The organism is Microbacterium sp. C23T (assembly GCF_053345975.1).
Genome location: NZ_JBKFBD010000039.1, coordinates 14,640 through 32,879 on the forward strand (window position 1 = coordinate 14,640; position 18,240 = coordinate 32,879).

11 protein-coding genes are annotated in these 18,240 nt (G+C 72.5%); 4 read left to right on the top strand and 7 right to left on the bottom strand.

Going from position 1 to position 18,240, the window contains the following annotated elements; genetic code table 11:
* Positions 1–39: 39 nt before the first annotated feature.
* A complete protein-coding gene (locus tag ACLBXX_RS18450; RefSeq protein ID WP_447659217.1) occupies positions 40–2,838 on the top strand; it encodes a LamG-like jellyroll fold domain-containing protein in 2,799 nt (932 codons plus the stop codon).
* 184 nt (positions 2,839–3,022) lie between these two features.
* A complete protein-coding gene (locus ACLBXX_RS18455) occupies positions 3,023–3,664 on the top strand; it encodes a 2-phosphosulfolactate phosphatase (protein ID WP_447659218.1) in 642 nt (213 codons plus the stop codon).
* Positions 3,665–3,670: 6 nt separating this feature from the next.
* Here the strand turns inward: ACLBXX_RS18455 and ACLBXX_RS18460 are convergent, their stop codons facing one another.
* From ACLBXX_RS18460 to ACLBXX_RS18470, 3 genes are all read right to left on the bottom strand, one after another.
* Positions 3,671–4,162 carry a SprT-like domain-containing protein gene (locus ACLBXX_RS18460; RefSeq protein WP_056372354.1) on the bottom strand — a complete coding sequence of 164 codons (492 nt, stop codon included), beginning with the start codon at positions 4,160–4,162 and terminating at the stop codon, positions 3,671–3,673.
* Between the two features lie 50 nt (positions 4,163–4,212).
* On the bottom strand, positions 4,213–4,740 hold the full coding sequence (locus ACLBXX_RS18465; RefSeq protein ID WP_310288287.1) for a hypothetical protein: 528 nt from the start codon (positions 4,738–4,740) through the stop codon (positions 4,213–4,215).
* Positions 4,741–4,837: 97 nt separating this feature from the next.
* The gene (locus ACLBXX_RS18470; protein WP_387144760.1) at positions 4,838–5,701 is read right to left on the bottom strand and encodes a spermidine synthase; all 864 of its coding nucleotides are present in this window, start codon (positions 5,699–5,701) and stop codon (positions 4,838–4,840) included.
* Between the two features lie 92 nt (positions 5,702–5,793).
* On the opposite strand from ACLBXX_RS18470, the gene ACLBXX_RS18475 reads away from it, so the two are divergent.
* Complete coding sequence (locus ACLBXX_RS18475) at positions 5,794–6,549, top strand: LamB/YcsF family protein (protein WP_447659219.1); 756 nt, start codon at positions 5,794–5,796, stop codon at positions 6,547–6,549.
* Positions 6,543–8,177 (top strand): 5-oxoprolinase subunit B/C family protein, encoded by a 1,635-nt coding sequence (locus ACLBXX_RS18480; RefSeq protein WP_447659220.1) that lies wholly within the window; start codon positions 6,543–6,545, stop codon positions 8,175–8,177. Before ACLBXX_RS18475 ends, ACLBXX_RS18480 begins: the two co-directional genes overlap by 7 nt.
* 115 nt (positions 8,178–8,292) lie before the next feature.
* Here the strand turns inward: ACLBXX_RS18480 and ACLBXX_RS18485 are convergent, their stop codons facing one another.
* The 4 genes from ACLBXX_RS18485 to ACLBXX_RS18500 all read right to left on the bottom strand — a co-directional run bounded on the left by ACLBXX_RS18485 (position 8,293) and on the right by ACLBXX_RS18500 (position 18,148).
* Positions 8,293–10,497: a caspase family protein gene (locus tag ACLBXX_RS18485; RefSeq protein ID WP_447659221.1), complete on the bottom strand. Its 2,205-nt coding sequence runs from the start codon at positions 10,495–10,497 to the stop codon at positions 8,293–8,295.
* 39 nt (positions 10,498–10,536) lie between these two features.
* Positions 10,537–12,738 (bottom strand): CHAT domain-containing protein, encoded by a 2,202-nt coding sequence (locus ACLBXX_RS18490; RefSeq protein WP_447659222.1) that lies wholly within the window; start codon positions 12,736–12,738, stop codon positions 10,537–10,539.
* A gap of 158 nt (positions 12,739–12,896) precedes the next feature.
* Positions 12,897–15,536, bottom strand: a complete 2,640-nt coding sequence (locus ACLBXX_RS18495; protein ID WP_447659223.1) for a DUF4062 domain-containing protein — start codon at positions 15,534–15,536, stop codon at positions 12,897–12,899.
* On the bottom strand, positions 15,530–18,148 hold the full coding sequence (locus ACLBXX_RS18500) for a DUF4062 domain-containing protein (protein WP_447659224.1): 2,619 nt from the start codon (positions 18,146–18,148) through the stop codon (positions 15,530–15,532). The genes ACLBXX_RS18495 and ACLBXX_RS18500 overlap by 7 nt, the downstream gene beginning before the upstream one ends.
* Positions 18,149–18,240: the final 92 nt, after the last annotated feature.

Here is an 18,240-nt window from a genome sequence, read left to right on the forward strand (position 1 = left end):
GCCACAACCCCTCCCGAACCCCACTCGCAAGGAACCCCGATGCCTTCCCCCGCAACGCGCCGCGCCCGCGGCGTGCTCGCCACCGCGTCGCTCGCCGTCGCGGCGGGCCTCATCGTCACGACGGGCGGCGCTGCGGCGGCCGCACCGCAGGCGCCGGCCCGCAGCATCCCATCGTCCGCCACGAGCGTGGCTGCCGCGGCCGACGCGCCCGCCGGCGACCGGTCGAGCTTCGTGCTGCCGGTGCTGCCCGACACCCAGTTCTACTCGCGCTACAGCGCCTCGCAGTTCGTGCCGAGCTACGGCACCAACCCGTTCGAGGTGCAGGCGAAGTGGATCGTCGATCACCAGGACGAGCTCGACATGCCCTTCACGGTGCACGTCGGCGACGTCGTCGACCAGGAGTGGGTGACCACCGAATGGGATGCCGCCGAGAAGGCGATGCGCATCCTCACGGACGGCGGCATGCCGTACTCGGTCGTCCCCGGCAACCACGATGTGAAGAACTCCGGCGCCCGCTCGTCGGTGGCGAGCTCGGGCAACTACCTCGCCCGCTTCGGCGCGGCGGACCTCGCCGCCCAGGCCGGTCCGGCGCTGATCGGCACGTTCCAGGACGGGCTGTCGAGCGCGTACCTGTTCGAAGCCGAGGGGCACACGTGGATGTCGCTGGCGCTGGCGTGGAACGCGTCGGACGACACGTTCGCGTGGGCGCAGGGCATCCTCGACGCGCACCCGGGCGTGCCGGTGATCCTGTCGTCGCACGCGATCATCAACATCGCCGAGGACCAGGTGTCGCCCGCCAGCTGGGGATGGGGCGAGGAGCTCTGGGAGAAGCTGATCCGCCGCAACGACCAGATCATCCTGACGCTCAACGGCCACTTCCACGGTGCGACCTCGCAGACGCGCCTCAACGACGCCGGCAACCCCGTGCACCAGGTGCTCACCGACTACCAGATGGCCGCCGATGGCGGCAACGGCATCATGTCGCTGTTCGAATTCGACCTGTCGAAAAACGCCATCGACGTCGAGACGGTCTCGCCGTGGGTCACCGTCAAGCACGAGGCGTCGCTGACCTCGTCGGACGCCCCCGTGCTCGACGGCACCTGGCAGTCGTTCAGCCTGCCCCTGGACTTCGGCGCGCGCTTCGGCTGGACCGTGGACCCCGCCGACGAGACCGGCGCCGACCTGTCCGAGCTCGCCAAGGCCATCGTGTCCGAAGGCTGGGACGGTGACGGCGCGGGCGCCGCACTGCATCCCGCCGGCAGCCCGGCCGACTACATCGAGGCCGCGGGGACCGTGGCGCACTGGCGCTTCGGCGACGTCGCGGAGGGCGTGGTCGACGAGAACACCGTCGTGCCCGACATCGCCGGCGAGAGCCCGATGCACCGCAACCCGATCGATGAGACCGACGCGCCCGAAGAGCTCGAGGACCTCACCGTCACCCACGAGAACACGGCGTTCTACTCGGCCGACGCGGGCGCCTCGTGCTTCACGAACGTCTCCCGCGACGCGGCAGGCGGGCCCGACAGGCTCTCGTTCCTGACGACCGGATACGGCGCGCCGGCGACCTTCGCCGACCTGAACTCGGACGCGGGCTACACGATCGAGACGTTCCTGCAGCTCGACGCCGACTGGACCGAGACCGACAACCGCTGGAGCGCCGCGCTCACCCGCGGCGGCGCGCGCGAGTGGGCCGGGATCAACGACGGCTCCGACCCGGGCGCCGGCGTCTCGTGGCTCGGCATCTCGAACCTCCGCGAGTACCAGTTCTCCGCGGCCGACGCCGCGAGCTCGAACTCGTACACGCTGTGGTCCGGCGAGATCATGCCCGGCGCCTGGCACCACGTCGCCATCGTCAACGACCCCGCCAAGAACACCGTCATCATGTACGTCGACGGCGTCCCGGTGCTGCGCAACGCGTCGAACGTGGCCGGCATGATCGCCGAGGACTACATGCCGTGGCTGATCGGCACGTCGACCTGGTACACGGAGCCCGACCACGGCTGGCACGGCTGCGTGGGCGAGACCCGCATCGTCGAGCAGGCGCTCGACACCGGCGAGTTCCTCTACAACCGCGTCGACATCGACGGTGACGGCGGCTCGTTCACGCTCGGGACCGACCTGAGCCAGGTGCAGCCGGCGGATGCCGAGATCGCCGCGTTCGAGGGCACCGGCCACGCCGGCGCCGCCGTCCGCGTCGAGGTCGCGGGCGAGGTCCGCGGCTCGGCCGAGGTCGGCTCCGACGGGCGCTGGTCGATCGCGCTCGACGAGGCCGTCGCCGGATCGGGCACGCACGAGCTGTCGTTCGTCCAGTCGATCGGCACCCGCGACGGCGAGCCGTACGAGGCGGTCGTCGTGATCGCCGAGGACGCCGGCTGGACGCCGGCCGACCCCGAGTCGATGCCCGACCTCGAGGGCCGCATCACCATCACGCCCGAGACGTTCGCCCCCGGCGACACGATCACGATCGAGCTGCCCGAGGGATACGAGGGCACCGAGATCCACGCCTTCGCGTTCTCGACCCCGACGGCGCTCGGTTCGGGAACCGTGGCCGACGGCGCGATCACCGTCACGACGCCCGTGATGCTCGCGGCCGGTGTGCACCGCGTCGCGGCGTACACCGCCGAGGGTGAGATGGTCGGCTGGAACACCGTGTTCGTCGACCCGGCCGCCGGCTCGACTGGCTCGGACGATCCGGCAGGGGAGGCCGCGGGCAGCCCCTCGGCTGAGGAGCTCGCCGTGACCGGCATCACCACCACGGTGCTCGTGGTGCTCGCGCTCGTCGCGGCCGCGGCGGTCGTGCTCGGTGTGTTCGCGGTGCGCCGCCGCCGCATCGGCTGACCCACGCGGGTTCAGGGGCCGGGCGGAACGAGGGTTCCGCCCGGCCCTCTCGCGTGGGTCGCATGTTCACATCGCGTGCTGTCACCGAGCGCACCCGTTGTTGACGTGCGGATCGCGTGGTCTCGGTGAGAGCACGTGATGTGAACGCGGGCGGATCCCGGATGCTGCGGCCTACGCTGGACGGATGCCCGAGAGCCCGTTCGACCAGCAGCGCTACCAGGTCCGCCACGACTGGGGCGTTGAGGGGCTCCGGCGCCTCGCCCCCGCGGACATCGTCGTGGTCGTCGACGTGCTGCGGTTCTCCACGACGGTGACGGATGCTGTCGCGCGAGGCGAAAGCGTTCGGCTCGACGCGGATGCGCACGCGGTGTCGATCAACGGCGCGGCCGTCGCCGAGGCCGCGGCAGGGTCGGGGGCCGTCGTGCTGCTCGGATGCCTCCGCAACGCCGCCGCGGTCGCCCGGGCCGTGCTCGACCTCCAGCACGAGCGCGGCGTGCGCACGAGCATCACCGTGATCGCGGCGGGCGAGCTCGCCGGCCGTGACCTCGGCGCTCCGCTCCGGTTCGCGGTCGAGGACCAGCTCGGCGCGGGTGCGATCGTCGACGCGCTCGGCGGCCTCGGCGTGGACCACACCTCGCCCGAGGCGGCGGCGGCGTGCGAGGCTTTCCGCGGGCTGCGCGGCGCCGTCCGGCACCTGCTCACGGCCGGCGGCTCGGGGCAGGAGCTCCTCGACCGCGACGCCCGCGACGAGGTGCTGAACGCGGCCGCGGTGGATGCGGCATCCGTCGTCCCGGTCCTGCGCGACGGGGCGTTCGTCGCGTACTGACGCGGCTCAGTCGCGCGGGGTCATCGCTGCCAGGCGCGTCGCTCGCGTGATCTCGCGGCGTGTCCAGGTGAAGGCGTGGCGTTCGTCGAAGTGCGGGGCGCACTTCGCGCACGACGTCGGCCGGGTCGCCTTGCGGTGCCGGTACGCGACGTGCCCCGCGGGGCAGACGCCGATCCACGGCGCGAGCTCGGTCGCCGTCTCGCCGTTGTGCGTGGTGCCGCCGACGTAGCCGAGGTCGCGCGCGACGGCCTTCCACCGCGCGCCGTGGCCGGCACGCGGCCCGGCGAGGGCGTGGGCCACCTCGTGCAGCAGCGTCTGGTGGTTGGTGTCGTCGTCGTACCGCGCGGCGAGGTAGCGCGAGACGCTGATGCGCTTGTGCGTGTAGTCGCACAGCCCCGCCCGGCGCTTCGCGTTGTCGAACGCGAAGCTCCACGAGTCGTCGAGGTGGAGGGCGATGAGGGCCTCGGCCCAGTGCCGCACGCGATGCAGATCCGACATGTGCGCGAGACTAGAACGTATCTCCGACACTCCGGCTCAGGGTGCCCACCTCAGCTGGCGACGGATGCCGCGGCCCGGCGCCGGTCGGCGGCGTCGATCGCGAGGAGGGTCGACTCGAGCTGGTCCTCGGTGGCGCCGGACTCCTGGCGCAGGAACAGTGCGCGCTTGAAGTCCTTGCGGGCGGCCTCGAAGTCGCCGGCGTCGTAGTTGACCTTGCCGCGGTGCTGATAGGCGAAGGCGCCGATGCCGGCCCAGCCCTGCCCGTCCGCCTCTTCGGCGCACGTGGTGAGCTCCTGATCGGCGGCTCCGTACGCGCCGCGGGCCTGCAGCACGGTGGCGTGCAGGATGCGGGCGCGCAGCAGGTCCTTGCGGGTGCCGGCCATGCGCGCGACGCGCACCGACTGCTCCGAGATGACGAGGGCCTCGTCAGGGCGATCCAGGACCTTGAGCAGCCACACGCGCTCGAGCAGCGCCGGAAGACTGCGCTGATCGCCGATCTCTTCGAGCCGCTCCTTGCACTGGCTCGCGTTCACCTTCTCGCGGAGAGTGTCGGGGTCGTACCCGCTGATGTAGCTCACGTCTGACTCCCTTCGCCGCGCCGGTGGCCTCTCCAGTGTGCCTTGCCGCTTCCCGGGACGCGGTCGTGCCACGCCGGGTCGCGGCATCCGTGAACCGTCAGCGGGTGAAGACGGATGCCGAGGGCTTGGGCGACGGCGTCGCGTCGGCGTCGGTGGCCACCCGCGCGCCGCGCGCGAACTCGTCGAGCTCGCGTCCTTCGGCGACCTTGGCGGGGTGCGGACCCGCGGCCATGAGGCGCGGGAGCCACTCGGTCGGAAGGGGCGCGCGCGAGGCCGCGATCACGAGGTTGCCGAAGCGGCGGCCCTTGAGCGTCTGCACCTCGGCGAGCACGATGACGTGCTCGAGCACGGCCTGCACGGTCGCGACCTCGCGGCGGGCGAAGGCGAGGCCCGCGCCGTCGGCGACGTTCACGAGGAGCACTCCGTCGGGGGCGAGGAACCGTGCGGCCTCGGTGAAGAACTCCACGGTCGTGAGGTGCGCGGGTGTCTGCGCGCCCGAGTACACGTCCGAGACGACGAGGTCGGCAGCACCCACGAGACCCGCGGGCAGGCGCCCGAGCGTCTCGCGCGCGTCGCCGATGCGCACCCGGATCGAGGCACCGCGGGGGAGCGGCAGGTTCTCGCGCACCAGGTCCCACAGCGCCGGTTCGAGCTCGACCACCTGCTGCCGCGAGCCCGGACGCGTCTGCTCGATGTACCGCGGGATCGTCAGCGCGCCGGCGCCCAGGTGGATCGCGGTGAGCGGCTGCCCGGGCATCCGCAGGCGGTCGATCACGGCGCCCATGCGCGCGACGTACTCGAAGTGCAGGTGCGTCGGATCGTCGAGGTCCACGTGCGACTGCGGCGTGCCGTCGACGTCGAGCTCCCACCCGCCGCCGAACGGCGAGCGCACCACGCGGGCGAGCGTCCCGTCCGAGAGCCGGACGGAGGGGACGGATCCTTCCTCCCGCGCGCGTGCCATGGCCTCCACGTTAGCCGCACCCGGCCGAGCGCCACCCCGCCGACCCTCGCCGGCCGCCCGAACAGGGGGTGGAGCGGGGATACCGTGGAGGCATGGCGGCGATCGACCTCAACGCGGACCTCGGCGAGACCGTCGACGGGGTGCCCACGGCCGACGACGAGGCGATGTTCGCGGTCATCTCGAGCGCGAACGTGGCCTGCGGCGGGCACGCGGGCGATGCCGCTTCGATGCACGAGGCCGTGGTCCGCGCGCAGCGCTTCGGGGTCGCCGTCGGGGCCCACCCGTCGTACCCGGATCGCGCGCACTTCGGCCGCGTCGCCGTCGTGATCGACCCCGCCGAGCTCGCCGCCACGGTCGCGGAGCAGCTCGCCGCGCTCGCCGACGCCGGCGCCGACCTCCGCTACGTCAAGCCCCACGGCGCGCTGTATCACGCGGTCACCGTCGACCGGGAGCAGGCGGGCGCCGTCGCCCGGGCGATCGCGGATCGCTCCGCGCTGCTCGGCCGGCCGCTGCCCGTGCTGGGCCTGGGCGGTGAGATCGTGCGGGCGGCGGCATCCGTCGGTCTGCCGTTCGTCCCCGAGGCGTTCCTCGATCGCGGCTACCTCCCGGACGGCTCCCTCGTGCCGCGCACGCAGCCGGGCGCGCTGCTCGACGACCCCGCACTGGTGGCGGCGAGAGCCGTCCGCCTCGCGGACGAGGGCGTGGTCGAGGCGGTCGACGGCTCCCTCGTGCGCGCGGATGCCGCGTCGCTGTGCGTGCACGGCGACTCGCCGTCGGCGGTCGACATGGCCCGCGCCGTGCGCGCGGCGCTCGACGCCGCCGGCGTGGAGGTGCGGGCGCCATGGTGACCCCGCGCGTGCGGCCGATGGGGGAGCGCGCGTTCCTCCTGGAGGTCGGCGCGCTCGACGAGGTGCTCCCGCTGCACGCCACGCTCGCCGCCTCGCGTCCCGATGGCGTCATCGACCTCGTCCCTGCCGCGCGCACGGTGCTCGTCCGGGTCGACCCGCGGGTGCTTCCCCCGGCGGCTGCGCGCTCGTGGGCGCTCGGTGCGGCGACCGAGACCCGGGAGGCGACGGATGCTGCGTCCCCGCCCGTCGAGCTCGCCATCGCGTACGACGGGGCCGACCTGGCCGACACCGCGCGCCTGCTGGGCGTCGACGCCCACGAACTCGCGCGGCGCCACGCCGAGGCGGACTGGCGAGTCGCGTTCACGGGCTTCGCGCCCGGCTTCGGGTACCTCGTGAGCGACGACTGGACGTTCGACGTGCCCCGGCTCGAGTCGCCCCGCACGCGCGTGCCCGCCGGATCCGTCGGACTCGCCGGCGTCTTCAGCGGTGCCTATCCCCGCGACACCCCCGGCGGCTGGCGGCTCATCGGCACGACCACGGCGCCCCTCTTCGACCCGGATGCCGCGTCCCCCGCGCTCCTCGAACCCGGAGCGCGCGTGCGGTTCCGCCCCGTGTCCGCCGCAGTCACCACAGCCCCCTCGACCTCGATCGAGAGCCGCTCTCCTGTCACGAACGGCCGGCCGGAGCGGCGGGTCGCGACAGGGGAGCGGTCACCTGCCGGGGATGCCGGAGCGCCTGCCGGACCGGGGGCGACGGGTCGCAGCATCCGTGTCGTCGAATCGGGCCTTCTGACGACGCTGCAGGATCTCGGGCGCGAAGGTTCGGCGTCGGTCGGCGTCGCGGTGTCGGGGGCGCTCGACCGTGGGGCGCTGCGCACCGCGAACCGCCTGGTGGGCAACCCTGAGGGGGCCGCCGGGCTCGAGGTCACGATGGGCGGGCTGCGCGCCGTGGCCGAGGCCGACCTGTGGGTCGCGGTGACCGGCGCGTGGGGCACGGTGCGCCTCGACGGGCGCGAGGTGGATCCGTACGAGGCTCACGAGTGGCGGGCGGGCTCCGAGCTGCACCTCGACTGGTTCGCGCACGGCGCGCGCGGTTACGTCGCCGTCCGCGGCGGGCTCGACGCCCGTGCGGCGCTGGGCTCGCGGGCGACGGATCTGCTCGCGGGGCTCGGACCCGCGGCGCTGCGCGCCGGTGACGTCGTGCGCGTGCGCGACGACGCGGCCGGGCCGATCCCGTTGGCGCCGCCCGCCGGGTGGGGTCCGCCGCACGACGACGAGCTCGAGCTGGAGCTCGCGCCGGGCCCGCGGGCTGACTGGTTCGCCCCGGCGGCGCTCGCCGCCCTCTACGACACGGTCTGGACCGTCTCGAACCACGCCGACCGCGTCGGCGCACGCCTCGACGGACCCGAGCTGGCGCGCGTGCGAACCGGCGAGCTCGCGAGCGAGGCGATGGTGCCCGGCGCGCTGCAGGTGCCGCCGAGTGGCCGTCCCACGATCCTGCTCGCCGACGGCCCCGTCACCGGCGGCTACCCCGTGATCGCGGTGGTGGTGGACGCGAGCCTCGACCTCGTCGCGCAGGCCCGGCCGGGCACGCGAATCCGCTTCCGCCACGCCCGCCCGGGCAGCTGAGCAGCGCCGGGTCGAGGCATCCGTCCCTCTCGCGGGCGCTCGACACCCGCTTCAGGGGGCGCGACACGCGGGCTCGCCGAGGCCATCCCGTGTGTCGTGACCCCCGAAGACGGCGTCAGTCGCCGCCGCCCGCCTCCAGCAGGTCGGCGGTAGCCCGCAGGATCGCGACGATCGCGGCCGTACGCACGTCGCCCGCCGCGCGGTGGCCGTCCGCCTCGGCGGCCGCCGGGGCCACCGCCGCGAGGGCGTCGTGCACCGAGGTCAGCAGCCCGCGGGCGGCGAGGTCGCCGGCGGCGGACAGCATCGGACGCTGCTCGTAGGTGTCGTCGAGGACGTCGAAGACGGCCGCCACGAAGGCGGTGTTGCTCAGCTTCGGTGTCTTCGCCAGCACGCCGAGGGCGGCCGTGGTGAACACGCCGTGGCCGTTGGTCTCGAGCGCGACCTGGTCGGGCTGGCAGGCGCTGATGAGCACCTCCCTGCCGTCGGCGCGGGGCTTCGTCGGCACCGCCGCGCGGTCGGTCTCGACCTCGACCACCCGCTTCCACGCGGCCGTGCGGAAGGGATCGTCCGGCGACGCCGCCCGCTCCTCGCGGAACGCCGCCTCTTCGGCGGCGTTCAGCACCGTCATCCGCGGCGTCGCACCTGCCGGGATCTTGCGCGACTCGAACTCGGTCGGCGTGATCTCGCGGTTCACCGAGCCGGAGTGGCACGAGTCGAAGAACAGCGTCACCGCGACGCCCTCGGGGATCGCGTCCCAGATGACGCCGAGATCGTCGTCGACGATCAGCTGTCCGTCGCGGAAGTCGACCGGGCAGAGGGCCTCGTCCTTCGGGCCGAACTCGTCGGTCTCGTCGCCGTCGAGATCCGGCACGAACGTGCCGTGGCCGGCGAACTGGATCGCGACGATGTCGCCGTCGCGGGCCGACGAGACCTTGTCGAGCATCGCCCGCAGGATCGCGTCGCGGGTCGCGTCGCCGTTGTGGATCGACTCCACCTGGAAGCCCGCGTCGCCGAGCGCCTTGGCCCAGGACTCCGCATCGGCGACGCAGCCGCTGAGCGGGTCCCTCGGGTACGCGTCGATGCCGATGCACAGGGCGAGCTTGCGCGATGCCGCGCCTCGCGCGCCGGTCGGCTCGGGGCGGGGCGCCGGGACGAACTCTCCGACCTCGCGCGCCCGCGCCGGGAACACGGCGACGTGGTCCGCCTCGTTGCTGTCGGGCACGCCGACCACGCGCCGGGCGAGACTCATCATGGTCTGCTCGTCGTTGTCGAAGTCGCCGTGCGACGTCGCCTGCGTGCTGCTGCGGGGCCCGCGGGTGACGGGGCCGAGAACCAGACGCTCGCTCCGGTCGCCCAGGTACGCCATCGTGCGGCCGGAGCCGCGCAGGTGCTCCTCGACACCGAGGATCTCGGCATCCTTCTCCGCTTCGAAGGCTCGTGAGACGAGATACAGGAGGGACTTGCGGTACACCCCCGCGGTGTTGTCGCGCTTCTCGTGGTTCTCGTCCATCGTGAAGATCGAGAGGTTCTCGATCTTCCCGGCCTCCGCGAGCGGCAGCAGCGTCGCCTCGAAGGTGTCGATGCGCACCGCCGGGGCGAGGAACGTCACCGTCTTGACGCTGTCCACGCGGTCATCGCCCTCGAACAGCCGCGGGACGAAGTGCGAGTGGTAGATCGAGCCCGCGCTGTGCCCGCCGATGTGCAGTTCGATGGCGCCCGCATTCGCCGCCATGAACTCGCGCAGCGCGCCGGCCAGCACGAAGGCCCCGCCCGGGTCGCCGCCGTCGACACTGGGAAGGCACGCGCCGGCCGAGTCGAGCTTCATGTCGTCCCAGAACTTGCGACCTCCGAGCACGCGCGCCGCCGCCTCGACCGCGAGGTCCGTGAGGTCCGTGAAGCCACGCTTGCCCGCCTTGCCGCGGACGACGTCCTCGAGGGTGGTCTTGAACCCGCTCTCCCACACGAGGTGGATCGGGTACACCCCGTTCTTCTTCCACCAGCCGGTCTGCCGCTGCGCCGTCAGCAGGCCCGCATCCTTGTCGGTGAGACCGCCGTGCGCCCAGATGAACACCGGGACGGGTGCGGGCGTCTCACCGGCGGGGGTCTTCTTCGCCTGCTGGTCGACGAACGCGGCGAGATCGACCTCGATCATGCGGCGGACGTCGGCCGCCGTCGTGGCGAAGTCCGCCACGGTGCGGGGCTTCGCGACCGCGGTCTTGGCGAGACGGCCGTCCGCGGTGTGGACGACGTGCTTGCGCAGCGCGGTGAGCTCGGCCGCCGTGAGGCTCGCGCCCCGGGCGGTCGTCGTGGTCTCGGGCATGGTGTCACGTCCTGTCTGCTGGTGATGGGTGGCTGAAGGTCAAGGGTTGTCGCCGGCGTCCCCTGCGGCGTGGGGCACGAGCCTCGCGCGCGGGTCGGCGAACACGGTGAAGGCCAGCGACGTGAGATCGCCCGCCTCGCGCGCCGCCTGCCGCGCCGCGAGGACCGCCTCGCCGACTGTCGCGTTCTGGCCGAGTGTGCGCTGGTAGAAGGTGCGGACGAAGAGGGCCGTGACGTCGTCTCGCACGGCCCATGAGCAGCCGATGAACACGCCGACGCCGCCGCGGAGGAAGACCTCCGCGAAGCCGCCGAGGCCGGTGGCGCCCGAGCGCAGCCGGCCGACGTCGCACGCGCTGAGGAAGACGAAGGGGGTGGAGGTCGCGGCGGACGTGTCGAGCTCGGGGAGATCTCGGCGCGCGTCGGAGTCGGTGTACGACGCCGACCCGTCGTCGTGATCCTCGGAGAAGGCCGCGAAGGCGATCTCCTGACCGAGCGGCGCGATGTCGCGCCAGCGGCCGTGCCCGGCGAAGTGGAGCAGGTCGAAGCCGTCCTCGATCGCCTGGCGGAACTCGACCGGGTCGGCGGCGGATCGCGGGGGACCCGCGAGCAGGTCGCCGAGCGTCTCGATCTCCTCTCGGGCGCGCGGGAGGTCGAGACTGTGGTCGACGTAGTCGGGTGCGATAGCGACGACGCGCGTGGGGTCGACGGGGATGACGGTGGGTCGCGACGTGCCGTACATCCATCGGGTGAGTCCGAGGTCACCGAGGAAGTAGCGCTCCGGATCGGGCCGTTGCTTGCCGACCGGCACGAGATGGACGATCTCCCAGGGGATGTCGAGTTCGCCGGAGGTCTGCAGCACGAGCTGCGAGATCCGGCGGCGTCGGCTCCAGAGCAGCGCGTTGACGTCGTCGCCGAGGAGCTCCTCGGCGACCCGGGCACCGAGGGTGCGCACGTCGCGCCGGGCGGTGTCGGCGGCCTCGTCGGGATCGTCTTCGACGGAATCGAGGAACGTCTTGCGAATCCTGGAGAGCTCCGCGTAGATGCCTTCGACGTACGCGCTCTTGTCGGGCAGTCGCACGGAGTTCTTGGCGACGGTGCGCCCGATCTTCGCCGTGACGAGCAGCTCCGATGCGCCGCGCGACATGGACTCGTCGATGACGAGCGTCGGAAGGTCGGCGATGCTCCGGGGCGGGGCCGCGACCGAGGCGACCGTGGTGCGCGGGTCCTCGGCGACGATGCCCTCGACGGCGTCGTCGGCCGCGAGGATCGGCGTGCTCAGCGCCAGCACCGCGAGCGGCGTCACGATGGGCGGCTGGGTGAACGTGACGGTGATGTGTCCGCGTCCGGGCCCGTCGGGGACCAGCGCGAAGACGAGTCGACGCGGATCGGAGACTTTCGCGGGGAGCGTGGTCGAGAGGATCGACGGGGTGCCGTCGGCGAAGGCGAGGCCCCGCAGCTGCATGGCCACCTCGATCTCGCGCGCGGGGTCGAACAGCGCCTTGGCCTTCTTGCGTGCCGTCCCGGCCGTCGGAGCGAGGTCCGCGAGCGACAGCCGCACGACCGCGTCGAACGGGACGCCCTCCACGACGCGCGCGGGCACCTCGGCATCGACGAACGCCGGGACGGGAGACGCACCGTCGAGCCCGCCGGACGGCGTGACTGCCTCGGGGGCCGGCGCCGGCTCGGCGGCCACGGGGGGCGGCGCGGGCGCGGGCATCGGAGTCGGGTCGGGTGATGGTGGGGGGACCACGGGCGCGAGCCCGGGTGAGCGTCCGCCGAATCCACCGCCGCCGAACACGACATCGGGGACCAGGGGCGGCGGGGGCGGTTCAGCGGCCGCCTCGAGCTCGCCGCCTATCCCCATGCCGCCCTGTGCGACCTGGTGCTCGAGCCACGCGATGCCCGTCTCGAAGTCGCTCGCCACGACCGTGAGGTGGAGGGTCTCGTCGCGTGCGACCGCGATCCGCGCGCTGTACCGGCCGGCGCCGAGCGCCTCGAAGTGGACGAGTTCGGCAACCCCGCCGCGTACGACGATCGCCGCGTAGTGGAAGTCGTCGCTGCCCTTGACGCGCACCCGCACGACGGTGTCGGAGAGGCCGTGCAGCATGATGTCGGCCAGGAGGGTCACGCCGAATTCGTTCGGCTCGACGTCCGGCGGGGCCGCGTCGACGCGCACGTCCACGGCGTCGGCGTCGGAATCGACGTCGACTGCGCCGTGCGGCACGTCTGGAACACGCGCCATGTCGACCCCCTCGCACCGGTGCCCAGTCACCTGACGATCCGAGAGCGCTGCTCGGTGCACAGCATACGAGCGCGCTCCTCACCACACCAGAGCGGCGTCGTGGGCGGCTGATACCTCTGGACCGAGTGGATGCCGCGGCCCGCGGCATCCACTCGGCTCTACCAGGCGCGCAGCGCGTCGACGACCGTCGCGAACTCGTGTTCCGGCAGTGCCAGCTGCACCGCTTCGGCGACGGTGAGCTCGGCCCCGGCGATCTCGCCGGCCTCGACGCTCTGCGCATCGCGGCCGCGGAGGATCTCGAGGTACGGCGTGTGCACCGTGAACGACTCCACGTCGAAGATGCCGATGCGCCGGCGGATCTCGCCGGCGGCGACGGCGAGCGCCGCCGCCCGCCATGCTTCGCCGTGGGCCGCCGCGACCGCGCACACGCCCTCGAGGCCGTACGCGACGCCCTCTTCGTAGTGCAGCCCGACCGAGAGCAGCAGGGTGTGCACGAACTCGCGCTCCGCCTCCTCGATGCGGCCGAGCTGGAAGTTCAGGCGGGACCGCAGGTTGCCGGCGACCGAGGTCGTGAACAGATCCCCCCGCGACTCGGCGACCGAGGTGGCGCGGTCGAAGTGTGCGAGGGCGTCGTCGGTGGATCCGCGCACCCAGGCGAGCCGGCCGAGCGAGACCTCGGTGATCGCCTCCGCCCACGTGTTCCCGCGCTCGCGCAGCGTGACCACGGCCTCGCGCAGCTCGGCTTCGGCCTTGTCGGTGTCGAGATGCGAGAACTGCACGCGGGCCGTCGCGCGAGCGGCGAGCGCCATCGCCGCGGCATCCTCGTCGCCGCTCTCACGGAACAGGCGCACGCACTCACCGAGGCCCGCCACCACCTGCTCGCTCGGCCGCTGCCACATCTCGCCCCACAGCGCGAAGAACCACGCGATCGCGCGGGTGTGCGGAGTGATCGGCTGCTCGTGCTGCTTCTCGAGCAGCTCGAGCATCCACACGCGCACCTCCGCGAAGAAGCCGGAGATCCACCAGTAGATGAGCAGGCACCACGCGAAGTCGCCGGCGTCGTCGAGACGGTTGGTGTAGACGAGGTGGCGCACGGCCGCGCGCAGGTTCGGCAGCTCGAGCCCGAGCCGCACCACGGCGTCGGCCTGCCCGCGCCCGCCGAGGTCGGGGGCGATCTGCTGGACGAGCTCCCGGTAGTAGTCGGCGTGGGCGCGCCGCACGCGCTGCGCGTCGCCGCGTTCCTTGAGATGGTCCAGCGCGTACTCCCGCACGATCGCGAGCAGCGAGAAGACGCGGCGTCCGCCCAGCTCGCTCTGCTTCACGAGCGAGCCGTCCGCCAGGGCGGCGAGGGCGTCGATCGCGTGACCACCCCACGGGCGGCCCTCGCCGAGGGCCTCGACCGCATCGAGCGTGAACCTCGTCGCGAACACGCCGAGGTCCTCGAGCAGGTCGCGCTGCGCGGGCGGCAGGAGGCTCACGCTCCAGTCGATCGTCGCCCGCATCGTGCGGTGCCGTTCGGGCAGATCGCGCACCGCGGCCGTGAGCAGCGGCAGGCTCTTCTCGAGACGCCCGGCGATCTGCGCGGGGTTCAGGATGCGCACCTTCGCCGCCGCGAGCTCGATCGCCAGCGGCAGCCCCTCGAGCCTGCGGCAGATGTCGGCGAGATCCCGCGCGTTGTCGGGTGTCACGTCGAACTGCGGATCGATCGCGCGTGCCCGGTCGACGAACAGCGACACCGCCGCCGAGCGTGAGGTGCGGTCGAGGCTCGCGGGGCCCTCGCCGGCGGGCGTCGTGAGCGGCGGCACGTCGTAGACGCGCTCGCCGCGGATCCGCAGGACGATGCGGCTCGTCACCAGGAAGGTCGCCGTCGGCGCGACCGTGTACAGCCGCACGAGCACGGGTGCGGCATCCACGATCTGCTCGAAGTTGTCGAGCACGATCAGCACGCGGCGATCCGCGAGGGCGTGGGCGATGCGCTCCTCGAGCGCGGCCTCGCCGTTGTCGCGGATGCCGAGATAGTAGGCGATCGTCGGCAGCAGCAGTCCCGGCTCGAGCACGCCCTCGAGGAGGACGAAGTAGACCCCGTCCGGGAAGAGGTCGGCGCAGGCGAGGGCCGCCTCGATCGCGAGCCGGCTCTTGCCGATGCCGCCCGGCCCGATGAGGCTCACCACGCGGTCCGTGCCCCTCGCGAGCAGAGTGCGCACCGCATCGATGTCGCCCTCGCGCCCGATGGTGGTCGTGTAGGGCACCGGGACCCGGCCCACCAGGCTGACCGGCGCGGCACCGGTGTCGGGCGCCTCCGGCGTGCGGGATTCGTCGAATCGTTCGGCGAGGAGCATGGCGAGGTCGCCGGCGACGTGGTCTTCGAGGTCTTGGGTGTTGTGGAAGTGGAGGTAGGCGGCGGTGTCGTCGGCTTGGATGCGGGCGATGAGGTCGGTGAGTCGTTCGTCGCGGGTGTCGGTGTCTTTGACGTAGATGAGTTTGGGCATGCCGGCGGGGGCGAGGTTGTATTCGTCTTCGAGGCCGGAGACGTCTTCGTCGGGGGCGACCCAGCCGTAGCTGGCGCCGTAGATGCCGATGAAGACGTCGGATTGGGCGAGGTAGGAGCGGTAGAGGTCTCGGGGCGGGTGGGGGCGGGCGCCGAGTTCGAACATCACGGGGGCGAGCCGGAGTCGCTCGATGGCCGACCGCACTGCTTCGCGTTCTTCCGCGAGCTCGCGCAGGGTCGAGCTCACGAACACCCGGATCCGCTGGTCGGGCGTGCGGATCACAGGCGCCCGCTCGAGGCCCGTCACCACGAAGGGACCTTCTCGCGGACGTCCGCGTCGGCATCGGGCAGCGCGATGGCGATGGCCTCCGCGAGGCCCATCTCCCTGCCCGCGCGCTCACCGGCCTCGACGCTGTCGGGGTCGACCGCCCGCAGCGCCTCCAGCGGGGCGAGATGCACGGCGAACCCTTCGATGTCGTAGATGCCCGTCGTCTCGCGGATCGTCGCCGCGACCGCGGCCAGGGCTCCCGCGCGCCACGCGTCGCCGTGTGAGGCGGCGATCGCCGACATTCCCTCCAGCCCGTACGTGGCGCCGTCGACGAAGTGCAGCCGGATCGACAGCATCAGCGTCAACAGGAACTCCGCCTCCGCCTCGTCGCGCTCGCCCAGCACGAAGCGCAGGCGCGCGCGATTGTTGCCTGCCACGACGCGGGTGAACGCATCATCGGCTGCGTCGGCGATGTCGACCGCCCGGCCGAGGTGCTCGAGAGCCGCCGGGATGTCGCGACGCAGCATGCCGAACTGGCCGAGCACCACCTCGGCGAGCGACTCGGCCCAGCGGTCGCCGAGCTCGTGGAGCGTCGCGATCGCCTCGCCGATCTCGGCCCGGAACACCTCTTCGTCGAGGTCGGCGAACTGCAGCCGCGTCGACGCCTTCGCAGCGAGCGCCATCGCGGCGGCCTGCTCGTCGCCGCTCGCGGTGAAGAGCCTCACGACCTCGCCGAGGTCCTCCACCACCTGGTCGCTCGGGCGCTGCCACAGCTCTGCCCACAGCGGGAAGAACGTCGCGATCGCGCGCGTGCGCGGTGTCAGCGGCATCCGCTTCTCGAGAAGCTCCAGCATCCACAGCCGCACGTCGGCGAAGTACCCGCAGATCCACCAGTAGGCGAGCATCGTCCACGCGAAGTCGCCGGCGTCGTCGAGCCGGTCCATCGAGACCAGATGGCGGGCCGCGGCGCGCAGGTTCGGCACCTCGAGCCCCAGTTCCGCGACGGCGTCGATCTGGTCGGCTCCGCGCAGCCGCGGCGCGACCCGGCGCACCAGGTCGAGGTAGTAGTCGGCGTGCGCGATCCGCATCGCATCCGCCGCCCGGCGGGACTCGAGCGTCTCGAGGGCGTACTCGCGGACGATCGCGAGAAGCGAGAACACCGAGCGGCCGCCGGAGTCGATGCGCTGCACCAGCGACGCATCGATCAGCCCGGCCAGCGTCTCGATCGTGTGAGGACCCCACGAGCGGGTCTCGCCCACCGCCTCGACCGACTCGAGGCTGAACCGTGCGGCGAACACACCGAGGTCCTCGAGCATCGCGCGCTGATCGTCAGACAGCAGTCCCACGCTCCAATCGATCGTCGCCCGCATGGTGCGATGGCGGTCCGGCAGATCACGCACCGAGGTCGACAGCAGTGGGAGGGTGCGCCCGAGACGCTCGGCGACGTCGTGCGGCGAGAGCAGCCGGATCTTCGCCGCGGCCAGTTCGATGGCGAGCGGCAGCCCGTCCAGCCGGCGGCAGATGCCGATGACGTCGGCCGCGTTCTCGGCGGTGAGCTCGAAGCCGGGGAGTGCGGACGCGGCGCGCTCGGCGAACAGCACGCATGCCGACGACGCCTGCGCCTGCGCGAGCGTCGCAGGGAGATCCGGCGCGGGCGTCTCGAGCGTCTCGACCTCGAACACGCGCTCCCCGCGGATGCGCAGCACGATCCGGCTCGTCACCAGGAAGCACGCACGCGGCGCGAGCGAGTACAGGCGCACCAGGACGGGGGCCTCGTCGATGATCTGCTCGAAGTTGTCGAGCACGATGAGCACGTGGCGGTCGCCGATCGCCTGCGCGATGCGCTCCTCGAGCGTGGCCGCCCCGGTGTCGCGCACGCCGAGGATGTAGGCGATCGTCGGCAGCAGGAGCCCCGGTTCGAGCACGCCCTCCAGCGGCACGAAGTACACGCCGTCGGGGAACAGGTCGGTGTTCGCGTGGGCCGCTTCGATCGCGAGCCGGCTCTTGCCGATGCCGCCGGGTCCGATGAGGCTCACCACTCGGTGGAGGCCTCCGGCCAGCAGCGCCCGGATCTCGGCGAGCTCGCCCTCGCGCCCGATCGTCTCGGTGTACGGCTCCGGCACGCGCGCCGCGAGCGAGATCTCGGCCGCCGTGGCCGGCTCGGTGCGCCGCGACTGGTCGAATCGTTCGGCGAGGAGCATGGCGAGGTCGCCGGCGACGTGGTCTTCGAGGTCTTGGGTGTTGTGGAAGTGGAGGTAGGCGGCGGTGTCGTCGGCTTGGATGCGGGCGATGAGGTCGGTGAGTCGTTCGTCGCGGGTGTCGGTGTCTTTGACGTAGATGAGTTTGGGCATGCCGGCGGGGGCGAGGTTGTATTCGTCTTCGAGGCCGGAGACGTCTTCGTCGGGGGCGACCCAGCCGTAGCTGGCGCCGTAGATGCCGATGAAGACGTCGGATTGGGCGAGGTAGGAGCGGTAGAGGTCTCGGGGCGGGTGGGGGCGGGCGCCGAGTTCGAACATCACGGGGGCGAGCCGGAGTCGCTCGATGGCCGACCGCACTGCTTCGCGTTCTTCCGCGAGCTCGCGCAGGGTCGAGCTCACGAACACCCGGATCCGCTGGTCGGGCGTACGGATCACGGGGTGTTCCACCCCAGTCATGTGCATATATTGGCGCGATCGGCGGCGTTTCGCCATGGTTTCGGTGCACGGATGTATCCGATGCCGTCGCCGTCTCGGTTCGCGGCGCCCTG

Excerpts from the sequence above, each read along its gene's own strand:
- ACLBXX_RS18450 (WP_447659217.1), top strand. The coding sequence starts at position 40 with ATGCCTTCCCCCGCAACGCGCCGCGCCCGCGGCGTGCTCGCCACCGCG.
- ACLBXX_RS18455 (WP_447659218.1), top strand. The coding sequence starts at position 3,023 with ATGCCCGAGAGCCCGTTCGACCAGCAGCGCTACCAGGTCCGCCACGAC.
- ACLBXX_RS18460 (WP_056372354.1), bottom strand. The coding sequence starts at position 4,162 with ATGTCGGATCTGCATCGCGTGCGGCACTGGGCCGAGGCCCTCATCGCC.
- ACLBXX_RS18470 (WP_387144760.1), bottom strand. The coding sequence starts at position 5,701 with ATGGCACGCGCGCGGGAGGAAGGATCCGTCCCCTCCGTCCGGCTCTCG.
- ACLBXX_RS18475 (WP_447659219.1), top strand. The coding sequence starts at position 5,794 with ATGGCGGCGATCGACCTCAACGCGGACCTCGGCGAGACCGTCGACGGG.
- ACLBXX_RS18480 (WP_447659220.1), top strand. The coding sequence starts at position 6,543 with ATGGTGACCCCGCGCGTGCGGCCGATGGGGGAGCGCGCGTTCCTCCTG.
- ACLBXX_RS18485 (WP_447659221.1), bottom strand. The coding sequence starts at position 10,497 with ATGCCCGAGACCACGACGACCGCCCGGGGCGCGAGCCTCACGGCGGCC.
- ACLBXX_RS18490 (WP_447659222.1), bottom strand. The coding sequence starts at position 12,738 with ATGGCGCGTGTTCCAGACGTGCCGCACGGCGCAGTCGACGTCGATTCC.
- ACLBXX_RS18500 (WP_447659224.1), bottom strand. The coding sequence starts at position 18,148 with ATGACTGGGGTGGAACACCCCGTGATCCGTACGCCCGACCAGCGGATC.